This window comes from Streptomyces sp. NPDC047000 (assembly GCF_040644295.1).
Classification (GTDB): domain Bacteria; phylum Actinomycetota; class Actinomycetes; order Streptomycetales; family Streptomycetaceae; genus Streptomyces.
The window spans coordinates 547,593-563,857 of sequence record NZ_JBEYWE010000002.1 but is presented as its reverse complement, the minus strand read 5'-3'; the positions used below and the strand labels follow the sequence as shown (position 1 = coordinate 563,857).

Sequence of the window (16,265 nt, the reverse complement as noted above, 5' to 3'; positions counted from 1 at the left end):
CTAGGGGAGTGAAGAGCGGCGGGCGGTCAGGCGCGGGGGCCGGCGTCTCCGTGGTGGCCGATGCGCTCGACCGAGTAGAGCTGCTGGTGGCCGCGGTCGTCGAGGCTGTCCGCGATCCTCTGGGCCTCGGCGCGGGTCGCGTACCTGCCCACGCGGTAGCGATTGCCGTTGTCGTCCTGGCGTATGACGAGCCAGGGAAGGGAGACCGTGCTGTCGTTCATCGCGTCCCGCCCGCCCTTCCCGTTCCCGGCTCCGGCCGCACCCGGGCCACCCGTGAGGAAACCGCAATCCGCATATGCCCGAGCCTACGCCCAACCTTCACGCACCGAATACGGCTTCTCACAAGGAGGTACGCAACCGGCCAGGCCGCCGGGGGCGCACGCCGGTGAACGCGCCGTCCGCGAGGCCCCGCGCAACGGCGCGCGGGGCTGGCGGTGGCACCCCGTGCCACCTGCGGGAACCGCCGGGAGGAGGCGGCCGGTGAGGGCCCCCGGGACGGGTCCGGTGCCGGGGGCAACTGCCTCAGGGGAGTGCTCTACTTCACTACCGGGCTATTCCCCGTGCATTACTTGACCGGCAAGTGGTAGGCGACCCGGTACCGGTCGGCCGGTACGACGACGTCGGCCGTCTCCACGGGGCGCCCCGAGGCGTAGTAGGTGCGCCGGACGACGAGCACGACATGCCCGGGGACGCCGCCGAGGACGAGGAGTTCCTCGGCGAGACCCGGGCGGGCGCCGACCTCCTCCGTGACGTTGTCCACGACGATGCCGATCGCGCGCATCCGCTCGACGACGCCCATCCCGCCGAGCGGTCCCTCCTCGGGCAGCATGACCGGGGTGCGGCCGGTGACCGTGAGGGACTCCCAGGAGGTGGAGAGCATCATCGGCTCCCCCGCGTCCCGGAACACGTACCGCGTGCACATCACACGGTCACCGGGCCGGACGGCGAGCCGCTCGGCGACGTCCGCGCCGGCGCCGGTCTGCTCGCTGCGGGACTCCCAGGTGCCCCGGGCGCTCTCCTCGGCCTGCTCCTGGCGGAACGGCGAGGCACCGTCGGCGGGACGGAAACCGGAGCGGGCGATGATGCGGGGCACCGGCCGCTCGAGCACGTACGTCCCCGAGCCGGAGCGGCCCTCGACGAGCCCCTCCGCCATGAGCACCTTGCGCGCCTCCAGGGCGACGGTGTCCGAGACGCCGTACTCCTTCCGGATCCGCGCCTGGGAGGGCAGGCGGGCGTGCGGGGGCAGCGAACCGTTGGCGATCTTCCTGCGGAGATCGCCCGCGACGCGCAGATACGCCGGCTGCTCACCGAAAGTCACTGGCCACTCCCATCAGGTTGTACAGACAGCTACAGCCTGGCAACCGAATGTTGTCCCGTGCAAGCAAGGGCCAGGTAATCACTCGAAGTGATGACATCGGCGCTCGGGGGCATTACCCAGGCGCTTTCCCGGTCTACGGTGGCGATCAGACCTGTAGACCGGTGTCACCCCCGCCACTGTCACCGCCGTCACCGCCGCCGTCACCGCTGCCGCCGCCGTCACCGCCGTCCTCGTCCGACGGCGGAGTGGTGGCGAGCCCCAGCGCCTTGCGCGCGGTGACGGTCTTGCGGCCGTCGATGAGCGCGGCGCCCTTGTCGTAGTGCCGGTAGAAGGCGTCGGCGTCGGACGCGTCGGCCGCCTTCCGCCACTCGGTGCGGCCGGAGCCGATGTCCTCGAGGAGCGCGGCGACCGGCTCGCGCGCGCCGGACGGCCAGTCGTGGGCGCGCAGCAGGTCGCCCTGCTCGCCGAGGGCGTCCGCGACCCGGCCGGCCCACGCCCGGTACCCGGGGAGGTCGTCCTCGGCGTACCGCTCGCCGGGCGCGGAGTCGAGCGCCGTGTTGAGCAGGTGCGCGGCCTTCAGATAGGCGACCTGGTCGGCGTCGAGGACCGTCTCGTCGTTGCGCAGCGAACCGGTCAGGGTGAGGCCCTCGGTGGTGTTGCCGAAGGCGCAGGTGATCTCCCGGTCGCCCGCGTCCCAGCTGTCGCGGGTCGGGGTGAGGTAGTAGACGTCGACGTACGAGGGGAGGGCCCAGGCGTCCATCGCGTAGGTGCCCTGGAGGGCGTAGCAGCGGTCGTCGGCGATGGTGCCGATCTCGTCGTCGCCGGGGTAGACGGAGTGGCCGGTCACCCGGAAGACGCCGAAGACCTCGCCGTCGTGCTCCTTGGAGCAGGGGACCTTGTCGACGTCGTAGTAGGTGTCCCCGCTCATGGCGCCGCCGGGGGTGTCGAAGCACTCGCCCTTGACGACCGACAGGCCGGTGCCGTCGTCGCGCACGCCCTCCTCGAAGCCGTCCCAGAAGGCGGACATGCCCCCGGTGGCGATCATCACCAGCACCACCAGGAGCGAGAGCCCCGACAGCACGGACCCGATGACGGCCATGGCCGTGCCGCGCTGCCCCTTCCTGCGGATCTGCACCAGGGCGACCACACCGAGCACCAGGCCCACGCCGGGCACACAGCACAGCAGCCCGAGGATGAGCGACCCGATGGCGAAGCCGTTGACGGGGGCGGTCTGCTGGTAGGGGCTGTAGCCCTGCCCCCAGGCCGGGTAGGCGACGGGCCCACCGGGCGGCGGCGGCCCGTAGGGCCCTTGGGGTCCCTGGGGGTATCCCGGATAGGACGGCAGCGGCCCCGGCCCGGAGCCGTAGCCATAGCCGGAGCCCGGCGGAGGCGGCCCCGGCGGTACGGACCCGGTCCCGGGCGGCGGAGGCGCGAACGGGTTGCCCCCGGTCCCGGCCCCGGTGTCACCGGCGGCCGGAGCGCCGCCGTAGGTCCCCCCGCCTCCGTGCGTCCCGGAGGTGCGGTAGGGATCAGGCTCGGGCGGCGGAGGTATGGACACGGGTACCGGGGCTCCTGGCGTGCGGGACGGACTCTCGGGCGGCCGTTGCATGGTAAGCGCGGCCACCGCCCCTGACGGAACGTCACGGACGCCCCGTCCCAGGGCCACCGTGCCCGGATCACCTCAGCCCCGTGGGGCACTCGGGCCCGGCCGCCCCGCCCGTCGGACGGCACCGCCCTGTCCCGGCGCCCCTGCGGACCCCGGACCGGCCGTGCGGACCCCCGCGCCGCAGCTCCGCCGCTTCGAGCTCCGGGCCCCGGGACGAACGCACCGGCAGCGGTCTACGCGCGCGCCGGGACCGACGGCTCCGGCTCGGCGTCCCCGATCCCGGCGACCAGGAGTTCGTTCAGTACCTGGAGGGCGCCGCTGATACGCAGCAGGGTCTGCCGGAGCTCGGCCTGCCGGACCTCCAGGTCGGTGAGCACGCGCTGCCCCTCCTGGAACTCGGCCTCCAGTTCGGCGACCCGCTTCTCGATCTCGGTTCTCATACCGGTTTCCTTCACCATGGTTCTCGGTCGTCCTGCGGTGTGGTTCGCGGTCATCGCGGTGTCCTGATGATCCAGCGCCGGTAGTCCTCCGACGCGGTGCCCGTGCTGTAGACGTACCGTTTGGGGTCGGAACTCGTGACATGGTCGTCGGCGGAGTAGGCGTATCCGCCGGTGCGGGGACTGTAGATGTCGACAGCGAGTTCTCCCGCGGCGAGCTTCTTCAGCACGGCGAGTTCGGCCTCGCCGACGACGACCCCGCCGACGTTCAGTTCCGAGGCCGTGACCCTCGCCGCCCTGATGTCGCCGTAGTCGTCCGCCGTCATGTCCCCCTTCTTGAAGTGGAAGCCGTTCGCGGTGGCTTCGAGCCGGTACCAGAAGGCGTTGGCGTGATGGAACCGGATGTTGAACGACGTGGCCGGATACACCGGTGGCTTGCTGTCGCTCTGGAACAGTTCCAGGAAGAGGTATCTGCTGTCCGCGTCGGCCGGGATCCTCTCCCGGCGCAGCTGCAGATGGTTGTCCTCGGCCGTCACGGTCACCGAGGACGGGGAGCCGGCGCTGCCGATGCCCACATGACCGGCGGCGGTCACGGCGACCCGGGCCGCCCCACCGGTGGCCAGGGTCAGCGGACTGGCCGAGACGGTACCCACCACCAGCCCCGGCGCCGCGCCGAACACACCCCCGTCGTGCGCCAGCACACCCCCCTCGACACTCCCGGTCCGCACCGACAGCTTGCTGCTCCCGGCCCCCACCACGTCCACCACCCGGCCCCAGCCGCCGTCGTTCGCCGGGGCGGTCGTACCGATGCCGATGTCACCGGCGGGGGCGACGAAGAGCCGGGTCGTGCCTTCCGGTTCGGTGGAACCGTGGGTCCTGACGTGCAGCCCCCGTCCCGCCACCGGGCGCTGGTCGTACTCCAGGGAGTAGCCTTCGTTCTCGGCCCCGGCCCACAGCTGGATGCCGCTGCGGAACGAGGCTCCGCCGGCCACCTTGAACGTCAGGTGCCGGTCCTTCGGACCGAAGTCACCGATCTCCAGGTCCCGCACGGGCGCGGCGGTACCGACGCCGAGCGCGCCGTCGACCGAGAGACTGATACGCGACGCGGCGGTGAGGTCGGCCACCGCCTGGCCGTTGCCGGCCACCGCGAGCCGGGCGAGCAGCACCGGGGAGTCCAGGTCGGGCGAGGCGCCGTCGGGGACGACCGCGGTGGTGCCGTCCGGATCGATCACCACGATCTTGGGGCTCTCGTCCCAGCGGCGCTCGCTCGCCCCGCCGGTCTGCGCGACGTCCGTCGCGGTCTCCCGGTGGACGAGATAGACCTCGATGTCCTGCCGGCCGGCGAAGGCCTCGCCGAGCGGCACCGTCGTGTCGGCGGCGAGGACCAGGTGGCGGCCCAGCGGGTCCACCGCCATGCCGGCGGTCACGACGATCCGGAACGGCCTGTCGGCGCTCACCGCCAGCCCCGCGCTGACGCCGCTGAGCCTCAGCAGCCTGCTCTGTCTGCGCTCGCGGTCGAGGTGGAACTTCTGCTCGTCGACGAAGTCCTGGTCCTGCAGGAACTGCCCGTCGAAGAAGCGGACACGCTTCGGTACGACGTCGGGTTGGCTGTAGTCCGCCATCGGGCTTCCTCCGGGGTTCGGGACGGATGTCAGGCCGGGTCACGCGTGCCGAGCACGGTGTTCCGGCCGAGGATGAGCAACTCCGGTACGCCGCCTTCACGTTCGCGCAGCTCCTCGGAGACCAGCCGCATGGTGGGCACCACGACCTTGAGCGCGTAGAAGGTGTGAGCGGGCTTCTCCCGGTCGATGATCGCCCGGGCCGTCTCCTGCACCCGCCGCAGACGTGCGGGGTCGGCGTCGCTCAGGGTCAGCTGGACCTGGAAGTAGTGGGCCGGTGTCTCGAAGGTGTCGAGGACCACCACGTCGTCCCGGGTCACCGCGTCGTCCAGCGGCCGCAGATAGATCTCCAGGATCCGGCGCAGTCCGGCCAGGGTTCCCCGCTGCTGGTACAGCGGCACGACCTCCCGGATGAAGCCTCGCTTGGTCTCCGTGTCCCAGTCCGCCCGCAGGCTCAGCGCCACCCACCCGGCGAGCCACGGCAGAAAATCCTCCCCGGTGGTCAGCGGGTCGATCCAGTCGGCGGAGCGATCGACGAGCTGTTCGAGGCCCTCGACGTCGTCGCGGCCGGTCAGTACGGCTTCGAACGCCAGCAGGAACCGGCCGGCGAACGGGTCCTGCCGGAACACCGCCGGCAGGTGGTCGAGATAGCGGCTCACTCCGGCAGCTCCCAGGTGGAGGGGTGGGCCCTGCCGTAGCTGTCGTAGCCCGTCAGGTCCACCCGGGCCAGGCGCACCAGCTGGTGGGCGTCCAGCGTGAGGCCGGCGGCGTCCGGGGCGGCGCCGATGGCACCGCCCGTGACGGCGGGGGTGAGGCGGACGTTCTCGATGTAGTCGACCAGGGGCGCCTGTTCGAGCACCGTGTACACCTCCGACACGTACACGCTCTGTCCGAAGGGCCGGCCGTCACCGGACCTGCCGCCGGTGAGCGGATCGCAGTAGGCGCGCAGCCTGTCCCGTGCGTCGGCCAGTGCCTCCTCCGGAACAGCGTCCTCGCGCAGCGCGAGATCCGCCGAGATCCCGATGTCCGCGTACTCCGGACCGACCACATGGTGGCGGACGGTCAGGATCCGCCGCGGTTCGAGGAACTCGTGCAGCGCGGCGGTCAGTGTCTCGGGGGGCAGCGGGTGGGTGTCCGCCGGACCGGCCGGCTCGGGCACCACGACGACGCTGACGTGTGCGGGGGCCGCCGCGGCCGGGTCGGCACCGGCCAGGTCGCGGCCGGGCACGCACCGCACCCGCCGGATCCCGGGCAGCCCGGCCGCCTCTGGCTGTCCGGGCCAGGTCGCGCGGACCAGGTACTCGTAGTCGTCCGCGGTCGCGGCCCGGTGGCGCTCGTGCAGCACCGCCACGCTCCGGCGCACGGCCGTGTCGAGATCGCCGCCGTCCGGTGGCGTCCACCGGGGGCCGCCGAGCAGCCGCAGAAAGGCGAGGGTGTGACTCGGCGACAGCTGGTCGACCTGGTAGAGCTGCATCTCGGTCAGCCAGGCCAGCAACTCGACGAGGACGATGCCCGGGTCGCCGGGATTGTGGTCGGTCCACTCCGGCAGCAGGACGGGGACGAGCGCCCGCGCCTCCTGGACCAGGTCGTCGAAGTCGTGGTCGTCGAGGCTCGGCAGCGGAATCGGCACGGAACTCCTCACGCTTCCAGGATCACGGTGATCTGATGACGGCCGGAGCAGACCAGCGAGCGCTCCAGCCACCGGGCCAGGTCGGCGGCCGGGGGCTCCGCGGCGAGCTGTGCCAGGGAACGGTCCAGTACGTCTCGCAGCCGGTCGGCGAGTGCGTCGGAGAGGGGTTCCTGGGCCATCGTGAGCGCGGCGACATGGCCGACCCCGTCGACGGCCCCGATCACCGCGTACAGGTCCGACCGGTGCGGCCGGCGGCCGAAGTCCCATCCGGCGCCCTCGGGGCCTCCGGTCAGCGGGTGCAGGAAGCGTTCCAGGGCTTGCGCGACCAGTCCGCCGACCGGCCCGGCGGTCTCCGGGGAGGACGCCACCACCGTCGTGGTCACGGTCGTCTCGATCCATTCGGGTCCGGACACCCAGAACGCGGTGGCCGGACTGCACCGGGCCCGCAGGTACTCCTCGACCCGGCGCAGCAGGCCCAGCCCGGGGACCGGCCGGGACTCGCCCGAGGAGGGGACCACCACGACCCCGACCCGGCCGGCGTCCGCCACCGCCCGGTGGGCGTCTCCGGGCCGGGGACCCGCCGGATCGAGCCAGAGGTCGAACGGGTCGAAGGCCGGCGGCACCGCCCGGACCCGTGCCACCTCCGCCGAGGACTCGAAGGCCAGGTCCTCGAAATCCTCGGCGGTGACGGCCCGGTCACGGTGGCGCAGGGCCCTCGGCCCCCTGACGCGCACCCGGTCGAGCGGCTCCCACGCGGAGCCGCCGGAGGACGGCTCATGGTGCGTGACCGAGTCGACGGAGGGAACGGCGGACTTCAGCGTCACCACGGTGCCCGCGGCACGGTTGCCCGCCTCGCCGCCGCCGGTGCGGTAGGTGAGGCGGACGTTGTTGCTGCCCCGGGGCACCGTCCTCCCCGCCCGGCCGTCGCCGAAGGTGATCTCGCCGGTCCGGCGGTCGACGGTGTAGTGGCGGTCGAGGGGGCCGGAGCGGTGGAAGTCGGTGACCTCCTGCCACCGGACCCAGACTTCTTCGGAGTCCTCGACGGCACTCACGGCGTCGGCACCCCCGGCACCGTTCAGTTCGGCCTCCTCGTCCGCCGGCGGGCGCTCCGGTTCGCGGACCATGAGCCGCTGGCCGTCCAGAACCGGGTTCTGCGCGGTGGTCAGCCGCTGGCCGGCCTCGGCGGTGCCCGACCCGAGGATCTCGTCGGTGACGGTGACGGCCTGGGTCGCCCAGGTCGTGTTCGGCAGGATGCGGCGCAGCCGTGGCGGAACGGGGAAGGTGCCGTGCCGCAGGCGGAGCCGCAGCCAGCACCGGCTGCGGCCGAAGTGTTCCTCGGCGGTGAGGTCGGCGGGTGCGACGAACCGCACCGTGCCCCGTTCGGCCAGGGCGGCGGTCTCGTCGGCCGCGGCCAGCGGCTGCCAGCCGCCCGCGCCGCTGTACTCCCAGATCAGGCCGGCCCGGTCGGTGAGGCCGGTCCCTGCGAGCCGGTCGGCCGCCACTTCTTCCGGTTCCGGCGGTTCGACCTGGAGGTAGAGCGTCACCGGCCGGGTGTCGAACGGCTGGTCGAAGCCGAGGTAGAGAGCCGGGTCCGGCTCCGGGTGCGGGGTGAACGGGGTGACCGCCCACGCTCCGCCGGGGTCCGGGTGATGGGTGACGAGGGCGAAGCCGTTGTCCGTGACACAGGCCTGAGCCGGGAGGGGCGCCGTCAGCCCGGGTGAGCTCCAGGACAGGGTCTTGACGACCGGCGGTGCGAACGTGGCGTCGGTCAGTTCGTAGGTGCCGTCGTCGTTCCTGGTGTAGTGAGCCGCGGTCCCGTAGTCACCGCCGGTCAGCCGGACGCGCAGCCAGTACTCCTCCGCGCCGCCCACCGCGACACGTGTGAAGCCGTCGGGCGGGGTGAACAGGAGGGTGGCGTCGGTGGTGAGGTCGTAGTCCGGGTCGCCGACCGTCACGGGGTGCCACACGGTGCCGTTCCAGGCCTCCCAGACGATCCGCGGGTTCCCTTCGGTGCGTACCGGGGGGACCGGGCCGTCCGGGCCGTTGGTGAGGACCACGTGGAGGCTGAGGTCCGCGCCCGGCCGGACCAGACTCCCGGGGCAGGCCAGGTAGCAGGTGTCGTTGAAGCGGGGCTGCTCGCCGAAGGGGTGGAAGTCCCGTGTCAGGTCCAGCGGGGTGGTGCCCGCGAAGGCGGCGGGCGACGGCACCGGTTCCGGTTCGGTCGGCGTACGCACCTCGATACCGGTGACGGTGGGCAGGCCCCAGTCGAACCCCGTGGTGAGCGACGCCAGTTGCGGCAGGACCGCGTAGACGGCGCCGTCCTGGACGATCCCGGCCCTGAGCCAGTGGCCGGAGCGGTCCTGGAACAGTTCGGCGGGCCAGTCGTCAGGGACCCGGAAACTGATCTCGCCGTCCCGGGTCAGGGCCAGCGTGCCGTCCCGCAGACCGCCGGTGCCGGACGTCTCCTCGGACGTGGCGGACCCCCCGAGCGGCCTCCACTCGTCGCCGTCCTTGTACGACCATGCCAGCCTCACAGGGGCCGCCGGGTCCGCGACGGTCCCGGGGCGGGCCAGCGCGACGGCGAGCCGGAGGGTGGCGCCCCGGACCGCCGCCGAGGTGCCGGCGCTGAGATAGAACCACTGGCCCTGTTCGGTCTCCCCGAACGGGAACAGCCCGGCGGCACCGTCCTGGGGGGCCCGGCGGCCGGTGGCGACCGCGCCGGGCGGCAGCCCGGCCCGCCCATGCGGCATGGGCATGTCGAGCTGGGCGCGCAGCCAGCCCGCCGAGATGCCGCCGACGTCGTGACGGGGCAGTGGCGGCAGGCCGGTGAGGGTCACCGTCCAGGTGCCGTCCCCGAAGCCGGTGCGGGCCTGGGCCGGCTGCCACCGGGTGCCGTCCCAGTAGGTCCAGGAGACCGGCCAGCTGCCGAGAAGCGCGCCGTCGGGTGTGGCCAGGGTCAGTGTGACGTCCTTGGTGCCCTCGGCGGTCAGGACCGGGTCGCAGGCCAGGTGGAGGAGGTGGGGCATGGGCCGGTCGCCGGTGAACACGGTGAACGGTTCGTCCAGGTCTCCGGTCGCCTCGGCGCCGTGGTCGGCCCAGCTGTCGTGCGGGGCGTCGTCCACGACGACGCTCAGCAGCCGGGCCCGGGTCACCACCAGGTCCGTCTCGGTCTCGAAGACGACCTCTTCGTCGTCGCTGTCCAGCGGGGCCGCGGCGATCTGGGTTCCGACCGGGACCAGCGCGTCGGTCACGCTCCGCTCGGCCAGCCGGAAGGTGAGCGGCACACGCGCCGGCAGCGGAGGCGCCTGCTGGGTCCCGATGAGGTTCAGGAACGCGAGGTAGTCGCGCTCCGGCACCCGGTTGAGCCGCTGCACCACGAGTTCGGCGAAGCGGGCGAAGACCCCGATCAGGGCCTGGCCCGGGTCCGCCGTTCCGTCGGCGGGCGGCTGCCAGCCGCTGTACCGGGTCGCGAGCGCGGTGGTCTGCGCCGCCAGGGCAGCACGGTCGCGGGGGTCGATGGGCGGGGACTGTCCGGTCATACGACGTAGAAGGGGTAGACGAGATTGAAGCGGCTGTTGCTCGACCGCACCCGGTAGTTGATCTCGATGAGGAGCCGGTGGCGCTCCTCGGGATCGGGCGCGGCGTAGACGTCCAGAACGTCGATCCGGGGCTCCCAGCGGGTCAGCGCCTCACGCACCGACCGGCTGACGCGTCCGGCGGTGCTCGCGTCGTTGATGTCGAAGACGGCGTCGTGGATGCCGCAGCCGAAGTCCGGTCGCATCACGCGCTCACCGGGCGCGGTGCCGAGGATCAGCCAGATCGACTGGCGGATCGCCTCCGTACCGCCGGCGGTGAGCCGGATGCCGCCCTGTTCGGGGTCGGGGCCGACCGGGAACGCCCAGCCGGTGCCGAGGAAGCCGCTGTCCGTCACGCCGGTCACCCGATCGTCACCGTGCCCGTGGCCACCACTGTGCCGTTCGGAAGGTCCTGCGGATCGTTGCAGGTGGTGGCACGGTCACCGGCCCTGATCGCGGGTTTTCCGTTGATCTTCACCGTGGTGCTGCCGCCCTTCAGGACGGCCTCGTTCGACGGCTGCCTCTGGAACGAGGTGCCCGGCGCGGCGGGCAGGTGCGCCGGGCTGTTCGCGGCCGTGGAGCCCGCCACCGCGGCCGGCTTGCCCATGATGGTGACGTCGCCGCTCAGCCCTTCGCCGATGACCCCGTTGAACGGGTGCGGCAGCGGCGTGGGCACCGGTCCCGTCGGCCCGGGCACCATGACGATGTGGATGTCGACGGCCGTCACCAGGTCACCCTGTTTCGCGGCGAACTGCCCCATGGTGTCCTCCCCCATTAGTTGATGTTGACCTGGCGGCCCTTGATGTCGAGCTGTCCGCCCGACGTGGCCGTGAGCGCGGACTCGGCCCGCACGCTCACGCCGTCCCCCGAGTCGATCTCGACCCCGTTGCCGCTGAGCCGCAGTCTCCCGCCCGCGGAGATGACGATGTCCGCGCCCGCGGTGATCGTGACCCGGTCGTCCCTCGTGCTGATCACGATGCTGTTCGCGGCGCTCCCGTCGACGATCTCGATCCGTTCGTCCCCGTCGGTGTCGACCAGCCGGACCACGTGCCCGCTGCGGGAGGTGATCGCCCGGGTGTCGTTGCGGCCGTCGGCGTTGGTGACCGGTGGCCGGTCCTTGCCGTTCCACAGCGCGCCGACGACGTAGGGGACCTCCGGGTTCCCGTGCTCGAAGGCCACGAGGACCTCGTCGCCGACCTCGGGCAGGAAGGTGAAGCCGCGGCCGGCGCCGGCCATCGGCACCGCGACCCGGGCCCAGTCGGTCTCGGCGTCGTCCGCGAGCCAGGGCAGCGTCACCTTGACCCGGCCGAACCCGTCCGGATCCCGGTTGTTGGTGACGAGGCCGATCGCCACCCCGGCGAACCGTCCGTCGTCCCGGTCGTGCCCGGGGTCCGCCGGGGGGCCGAAGAACTCCGTCATGTGGCGTTCCTCCGTAGCTGGAGACCGGTTCGGTAGCCCTCGTCCGCGGTCACCGAGTGGCTGACCGAGGTGAGGTAGTAGGCGCCGCTGAAGCGGGTCCCCGCGCCCTGGATCCCGACCACCTCCCCGGCACGCAGCTGGGGGCGTCCCGCGCACTGGGCCTCGCCGGTGACATAGGCGAGCGCCAGTTCGTCGAACTGGCCCCGGGCCATCCGGTCGGCGCGGTCCTGGTCGGGCGCCGGCAGCCCGGTCCTGACCGACACCGCCCTGCCGAACGCCCGCTCGACCGCTCGGGGGCCGGTCACGCTGCCGCCCATGAGCGTGGTCTCCTGCCCGGCGGCCGCGGTGACGACGACGGCCTTCTTCTGTGTCATGTCCCAGCCCCGCACAGACACCGCACCCGCTTGCGCAAGGGTGCGCAGCCTGGGTGTGAACTCGGATATCTCGTCGCCGACGCGCAGGGTCGCCGCCGGCGGACGGCCGTGCCGCGGTGGCCGGAAGTACAGCACCTTGTCCTGCACGTACACCTCGTAGCCGATCAGCCGGGCGCGTCCGCGGAGGAACTCCAGGTCGGTCTGGTTGTTCTGCACCACGTAGTCGAGGTCCGTCCGGGTGTCGGTGACCTCGGCACGCAGCCCTGCCTCCCGGGCCAGCCGGCCGGCGATGGCGCTGTCTTTGGTGCGGGTGAAGGTCCGGGTGCGCCGGCCGCGGGCCAGCCGGTGCCGGTGGTCGTAGCCGCGGACGGTCAGCCGCGGCAGCCGGCCGCTGGTGAAGGCGGGCTCCAGGCTGGTGATCTCCCCCGTCATCACCGGGTGCAGGTCGCCGAGGTACCCGAGCGAGATCCGCACCTCGGTGCCGACGGCGAACAGCGCGGAGTCCGACCAGGAGACCGCCAGCCGCTCGGCGTCCCAGTTGCGCAGTGTCACGGTGAACATGCTGAGCGCGTCGAGATCGTCCAGCACGGTCACCGATTCGACGTCGAGGCGGGCCTGCGGCGGCAGGCGCACGCCGTCGCACCGGATGTCGAGATCCGGCACCGCTCCGGAGGTGTTCGTCATCCCGTCCTCCCCTCAGGCCAGCCGGGGGACGGTCAGGACCGTGCCCGGGGTCAGGTTCCGCGGGTTGACGATGCCGTTGGCCGCCGCGATGTGCCGCCACAGGCGCGGGTCGCCGTACTCCGCGGCGGCGATGCCGTGCAGGGTGTCGTTGCGCCGGACCGTCCATGTCTTGTCCACGTCGGCCGAGTGCAGCTCCCGTTCCCTGAGCTGCGCGTCGGTGAGCGACTCGACGAAGGTGCAGGAGACCGTGGCCCGTACCGGTGTGCCGTCGGCCAGGAACATCGTGAAGCGCTCGTCGAGCTGGGTGAGCACCCCGGTGAAGATCTCGGAGAAACTGCCCCAGGAGAGCGTGCACTGGGGCGGGCGGTGCAGTTCGGTGTCGACCTCGGCCAGCAGGGCCACCCGGCCGGTCAGCGCGGTGACATCGGTCGAGTCGCCGGTCTGGAACGGGTTGGCCGGGGTCACGAACGAGGTCACCCGGGACCAGGCCGATGCCTGGGCCCTCGACTCGTAGGTGTCGAAGAACAGAACGACGGAGAGCGTCGCGGGTTCCACGGTCCCGAACTCGTGCTGCAGGCCGCCCCACGTCCACGAACCCCATGCCTGGTCGGGCGCCTCCCAGACGACCGACCGCGACCTGCTGATCTCGTACGGGTTGAACAGCGCCTCGATCGGGCCGTTCTCGGCGCAGTCGGCCCCGTCGTGCGAGATGGTCAGCTTCTGCAGGCCGCCGCCGCCCGGCCCGGCACCGAGCAGGGTGCTCGCCAGGGCCGCCTTGTTGAAGGTCATCGGTTTCCTCCTCGGCGTTCCGCCTCGACGGCCATCCGCTGGGCGATCCGCCGCTGTACCTGGTCCGTGAGACGTCCGAGGTCCACCGCGGCGGCCTGCGCCGTGTCCGGCCGCCCGGTGCCGTGCCCGGTGCGGGTGGGATGCCCTGCCGGGCCGGGGCGCCCGGCGGCCACGGGGGACCCGGTCCGTGCCGGGCCCGGGGCCGGCGGCCCCGTGGGCACGCCGTCCGCCGGCCCCCCGGAAACACCGGGTGCGGGACGGCCGGGGGTGACCGCCGCCGGCGCACCGGCCCCGGTCCCGTGCAGCGGCATGGGTCCCACCGGCCGGGTCTGCGGCTGCCGTGCGAGGACCGCCTCGGCCGGAGCCGTCCCGGCCGGCCGCGGCGCACCGGGGGCCCTGGAGTACCGGACCGGCGCGGGGCGCGCGGCCACGGCCGGGAACGACACGGGAGGGGCCGGCTGCGGGACGGCCGGAGCGGCCGGTGCGGAGTCGGCCGGTGCGGGGCGGCCGGAATCGGCGGGCGACGGACGGAGCACCGGACCGGCCGCCGACGGGCCGGACGGCTGCGGGCCGGAGGGAGCGGGCCGGGGCTCCGGGGGGCGGGGCGCCGTCGTGCGGCCGGTGGCGAACGGCATCTGCGGCGCCCCGGAAACCGCGCGGCCCGGCAGCGGGCGGCCGGGGACGCGCCCGGTGTCCGGGGCCGCCGCCCGCCGGCCATGGGGCTCCGCCACCGTGACGGGCGCGGAAGGGCCCGGCCACGGCCCGGGTCCCGTACGGGACGCCGGGGAGACCGCGGTCCCGCGCCCGTCCCCGGGCGTCTCACCCGTCGTGCCCGGTGCCGCCGGAGTGCGCGGTGCCGGGCCGCGGGCGCCGGAATCCGCCGGTGTGCCGGGGCGCACCCCGGCGGCGGCGGGTGCCGGGCGGGACGCGGCCGGTCCGTCCGGGGCCTGCGGCGCGGGACGTGCCGGGACGACCGGCCGGGACCCGGCCGGCGCCGACGGGGCCGGACCGGCCGCGGGAGGCCGCTGCCCGGCGGACCGCGCGTACACGACAGGCACCGCCGAGGCGGCGTACGACTCGGGGACGACATACCGGGAGGCCAGTTCGGCGAGCGGGAGCCCGGCCGTCATACCGCCGTGCCGGGCGAGTACCGCCCGGCCCTGGCCGGGGTCGGTCACCCCGGGGCGCAGCGCCCGCCGCGACAGCCGGCGCACCAGCGCCGGGTCGAGGTCCGTGTCGTCCTGCATCTCGTTCTTCCTGTCAGCGGGCCGTCTCGGCGATGCCCTGGCCCAGGGCGAGGGCCTGGCCCAGCAACGGCTTGGTCAGGCCCTCGTGCACCAGTTCCAGGGCCTCGAAGCCGACCTCGTCGCTGCCGGCGTGGAAGGTCGGTCCGGTCCAGGCCACGGGCAGCGCGTTGCGGAAGTTCCACCACATCACCGGGATCCGGCGCCGGTCGAGCAGGGCGATCGTGCCGTTCTTACGCCGGACGACACCGCGTGCGGTGTTGTCGTACCAGTTCCAAAGCTCGCTGATCGCGCTCAGCCCGTGCCGCAGCACCAGGTGCGAGGGGCTGGCCACGCCGGGGAGCTGGTGCACGAAGTCGTTGACGCCGCCCTCCCGGTAGGGCTCCGTCTCGATCCGGCTCTCCAGTCCGCTGACCTCGGTGAAGCCGCCGACCAGCAGGCCCTCGATCTCGACCGCGAAGTTGAAGGCGGGGAACGGGTCCGGCAGGCGCAGCCCGGTCCAGTTGCCCACGGCGGCGGGTGCCCAGCTCAGTCCGAGCGGGATCCCGGTCGATGTCATCGGCGCATCCCTGTCCCTCCCTGTTCATCGAGCCGCTCGTTGATACGGGCGATCTCGGCTACCCAGCGCTGACGTTCGTGGTGGTCGAGCTGCATGATGTCGTGATAGGGCCAGTGGAAGTGATAGGCCACGTACGCTACTTCCTCGTGCAGCCGGTCGAGGGAGTAGCGCGTCATCCCCCCGGCGCGGGGGGCTCCACTTCGAACGTCCCGCTGCAGTGCGGACAGTCCACCTGGAGCCGGGGGTGCCCGTTGACGTTGATGCGCTGGTAGAAGTCCTGCAGATAGGCCAGATCGCCCGAGTACAGGTTCTCCACCGTGTGGGTGTTGATGTGTTCCAGGGCGCCGAGCCGTGTGATCACCCGGGTCAGCAGGATGATGACCAGGTAACCGGGATTCGACCGGACCCTGGGGTCCTTGATCGGCTCGATCTCGTCCAGCGCGGTCGACATCCGCATGGTGCCCTCGCGGTGCACCGTGCCGTCCGGTGCGACCAGGCCGTGCGGCAGGGTGAACGGGAACTCGGTCCGGCGAGCCTGGGCGGTGCCCGCTAGTTCCACTGGTCGACCTCGATCCGTTCACAGGCGAGGATGAGCCGCTCGACGGCGATCTCGTCGCTGGTGGCGTTCAGGCTCGGCCCGGACCACGACTTCGGCCAGCACTCGAACAGGTTCCAGGTCACCCTGGGGCTGCCGTGCTGGTCGAGCAGGGTGATCGACACGTTGTGCCGTTCCACGGTGCCCTTCATCACCCTCTCCCGCCATTCCCACAGCTTGCTGTCGTTCGTCACACCGCGGCTGAGCGTGATGTCGCCGTACGTGTTCAGACCGGGGATCTTCCGATGGGCCAGGTTCGCGTCCGTGCCCTCACGGTATTCACTGGCCTGCTGGCTGCTGTCCAGCCCGGAACACTCCCGGAAACCGGCCCGGGTCATACCGTCTAGCTCCACCGCGAAGTTGTAACCGGCATAGGGGTCGACCCTGTCCACAACCGCACCTCCTTCTCGTTCCTG

General features: G+C 72.8%; 18 protein-coding genes. All 18 read right to left on the bottom strand.

Translation table 11 applies throughout. The annotated features are described in order from the left end of the window. Positions 1 to 26: 26 nt before the first annotated feature. The 18 genes from ABZ862_RS05860 to ABZ862_RS05775 all read right to left on the bottom strand — a co-directional run bounded on the left by ABZ862_RS05860 (position 27) and on the right by ABZ862_RS05775 (position 16,241). Complete coding sequence (locus tag ABZ862_RS05860) at positions 27 to 221, bottom strand: SPOR domain-containing protein (RefSeq protein WP_360952826.1); 195 nt, start codon at positions 219 to 221, stop codon at positions 27 to 29. Positions 222 to 565: 344 nt separating this feature from the next. Further along, positions 566 to 1,318, bottom strand: a complete 753-nt coding sequence (locus ABZ862_RS05855; protein ID WP_360952823.1) for a GntR family transcriptional regulator — start codon at positions 1,316 to 1,318, stop codon at positions 566 to 568. Between the two features lie 145 nt (positions 1,319 to 1,463). Next, a complete protein-coding gene (locus ABZ862_RS05850) occupies positions 1,464 to 2,876 on the bottom strand; it encodes a DUF4190 domain-containing protein (RefSeq protein ID WP_360952820.1) in 1,413 nt (470 codons plus the stop codon). A gap of 281 nt (positions 2,877 to 3,157) precedes the next feature. After that, a complete protein-coding gene (locus tag ABZ862_RS05845) occupies positions 3,158 to 3,364 on the bottom strand; it encodes a hypothetical protein (protein ID WP_360952817.1) in 207 nt (68 codons plus the stop codon). 50 nt (positions 3,365 to 3,414) lie between these two features. Further along, positions 3,415 to 4,983 (bottom strand): hypothetical protein, encoded by a 1,569-nt coding sequence (locus ABZ862_RS05840; RefSeq protein ID WP_360952814.1) that lies wholly within the window; start codon positions 4,981 to 4,983, stop codon positions 3,415 to 3,417. 29 nt (positions 4,984 to 5,012) lie between these two features. Beyond that, positions 5,013 to 5,639, bottom strand: a complete 627-nt coding sequence (locus tag ABZ862_RS05835; RefSeq protein ID WP_360952811.1) for a phage tail protein — start codon at positions 5,637 to 5,639, stop codon at positions 5,013 to 5,015. Further along, positions 5,636 to 6,610: a baseplate J/gp47 family protein gene (locus ABZ862_RS05830; RefSeq protein ID WP_360952808.1), complete on the bottom strand. Its 975-nt coding sequence runs from the start codon at positions 6,608 to 6,610 to the stop codon at positions 5,636 to 5,638. Before ABZ862_RS05830 ends, ABZ862_RS05835 begins: the two co-directional genes overlap by 4 nt. Before the next feature lie 8 nt (positions 6,611 to 6,618). Further along, positions 6,619 to 10,149, bottom strand: a complete 3,531-nt coding sequence (locus ABZ862_RS05825; RefSeq protein WP_360952805.1) for a putative baseplate assembly protein — start codon at positions 10,147 to 10,149, stop codon at positions 6,619 to 6,621. Beyond that, on the bottom strand, positions 10,146 to 10,550 hold the full coding sequence (locus ABZ862_RS05820) for a GPW/gp25 family protein (protein ID WP_360952802.1): 405 nt from the start codon (positions 10,548 to 10,550) through the stop codon (positions 10,146 to 10,148). The genes ABZ862_RS05825 and ABZ862_RS05820 overlap by 4 nt, the downstream gene beginning before the upstream one ends. Then, positions 10,547 to 10,960: a PAAR domain-containing protein gene (locus ABZ862_RS05815; protein ID WP_360952799.1), complete on the bottom strand. Its 414-nt coding sequence runs from the start codon at positions 10,958 to 10,960 to the stop codon at positions 10,547 to 10,549. The genes ABZ862_RS05820 and ABZ862_RS05815 overlap by 4 nt, the downstream gene beginning before the upstream one ends. Continuing rightward, entirely contained in the window at positions 10,960 to 11,604 is a 645-nt protein-coding gene (locus tag ABZ862_RS05810; protein WP_360952796.1) for a phage baseplate assembly protein V, read from the bottom strand. Before ABZ862_RS05810 ends, ABZ862_RS05815 begins: the two co-directional genes overlap by 1 nt. After that, a complete protein-coding gene (locus ABZ862_RS05805; RefSeq protein ID WP_360952793.1) occupies positions 11,601 to 12,662 on the bottom strand; it encodes a contractile injection system protein, VgrG/Pvc8 family in 1,062 nt (353 codons plus the stop codon). The genes ABZ862_RS05810 and ABZ862_RS05805 overlap by 4 nt, the downstream gene beginning before the upstream one ends. Before the next feature lie 12 nt (positions 12,663 to 12,674). Further along, positions 12,675 to 13,451: a LysM peptidoglycan-binding domain-containing protein gene (locus ABZ862_RS05800; RefSeq protein ID WP_360952790.1), complete on the bottom strand. Its 777-nt coding sequence runs from the start codon at positions 13,449 to 13,451 to the stop codon at positions 12,675 to 12,677. Continuing rightward, on the bottom strand, positions 13,448 to 14,698 hold the full coding sequence (locus ABZ862_RS05795) for a hypothetical protein (RefSeq protein WP_360952787.1): 1,251 nt from the start codon (positions 14,696 to 14,698) through the stop codon (positions 13,448 to 13,450). The genes ABZ862_RS05800 and ABZ862_RS05795 overlap by 4 nt, the downstream gene beginning before the upstream one ends. A gap of 13 nt (positions 14,699 to 14,711) precedes the next feature. After that, on the bottom strand, positions 14,712 to 15,254 hold the full coding sequence (locus ABZ862_RS05790; protein WP_360952784.1) for a phage tail protein: 543 nt from the start codon (positions 15,252 to 15,254) through the stop codon (positions 14,712 to 14,714). Then, complete coding sequence (locus ABZ862_RS05785) at positions 15,251 to 15,430, bottom strand: DUF6760 family protein (RefSeq protein ID WP_360952781.1); 180 nt, start codon at positions 15,428 to 15,430, stop codon at positions 15,251 to 15,253. Before ABZ862_RS05785 ends, ABZ862_RS05790 begins: the two co-directional genes overlap by 4 nt. Further along, positions 15,427 to 15,813, bottom strand: coding sequence for a hypothetical protein (locus ABZ862_RS05780; RefSeq protein ID WP_360952778.1), 387 nt, complete (start codon positions 15,811 to 15,813; stop codon positions 15,427 to 15,429). The genes ABZ862_RS05785 and ABZ862_RS05780 overlap by 4 nt, the downstream gene beginning before the upstream one ends. Next, a complete protein-coding gene (locus tag ABZ862_RS05775; protein WP_360952775.1) occupies positions 15,804 to 16,241 on the bottom strand; it encodes a phage tail protein in 438 nt (145 codons plus the stop codon). Before ABZ862_RS05775 ends, ABZ862_RS05780 begins: the two co-directional genes overlap by 10 nt. Positions 16,242 to 16,265: the final 24 nt, after the last annotated feature.

What these genes read in the sequence shown, in the direction of transcription:
- ABZ862_RS05860 (WP_360952826.1), bottom strand. Translation starts at nt 221, where the DNA reads ATGAACGACAGCACGGTCTCCCTTCCCTGGCTCGTCATACGCCAGGAC.
- ABZ862_RS05845 (WP_360952817.1), bottom strand. Translation starts at nt 3,364, where the DNA reads ATGAGAACCGAGATCGAGAAGCGGGTCGCCGAACTGGAGGCCGAGTTC.
- ABZ862_RS05840 (WP_360952814.1), bottom strand. Translation starts at nt 4,983, where the DNA reads ATGGCGGACTACAGCCAACCCGACGTCGTACCGAAGCGTGTCCGCTTC.
- ABZ862_RS05825 (WP_360952805.1), bottom strand. Translation starts at nt 10,149, where the DNA reads ATGACCGGACAGTCCCCGCCCATCGACCCCCGCGACCGTGCTGCCCTG.
- ABZ862_RS05815 (WP_360952799.1), bottom strand. Translation starts at nt 10,960, where the DNA reads ATGGGGGAGGACACCATGGGGCAGTTCGCCGCGAAACAGGGTGACCTG.
- ABZ862_RS05810 (WP_360952796.1), bottom strand. Translation starts at nt 11,604, where the DNA reads ATGACGGAGTTCTTCGGCCCCCCGGCGGACCCCGGGCACGACCGGGAC.
- ABZ862_RS05805 (WP_360952793.1), bottom strand. Translation starts at nt 12,662, where the DNA reads ATGACGAACACCTCCGGAGCGGTGCCGGATCTCGACATCCGGTGCGAC.
- ABZ862_RS05800 (WP_360952790.1), bottom strand. Translation starts at nt 13,451, where the DNA reads ATGACCTTCAACAAGGCGGCCCTGGCGAGCACCCTGCTCGGTGCCGGG.
- ABZ862_RS05795 (WP_360952787.1), bottom strand. Translation starts at nt 14,698, where the DNA reads ATGCAGGACGACACGGACCTCGACCCGGCGCTGGTGCGCCGGCTGTCG.
- ABZ862_RS05790 (WP_360952784.1), bottom strand. Translation starts at nt 15,254, where the DNA reads ATGACATCGACCGGGATCCCGCTCGGACTGAGCTGGGCACCCGCCGCC.
- ABZ862_RS05785 (WP_360952781.1), bottom strand. Translation starts at nt 15,430, where the DNA reads ATGACGCGCTACTCCCTCGACCGGCTGCACGAGGAAGTAGCGTACGTG.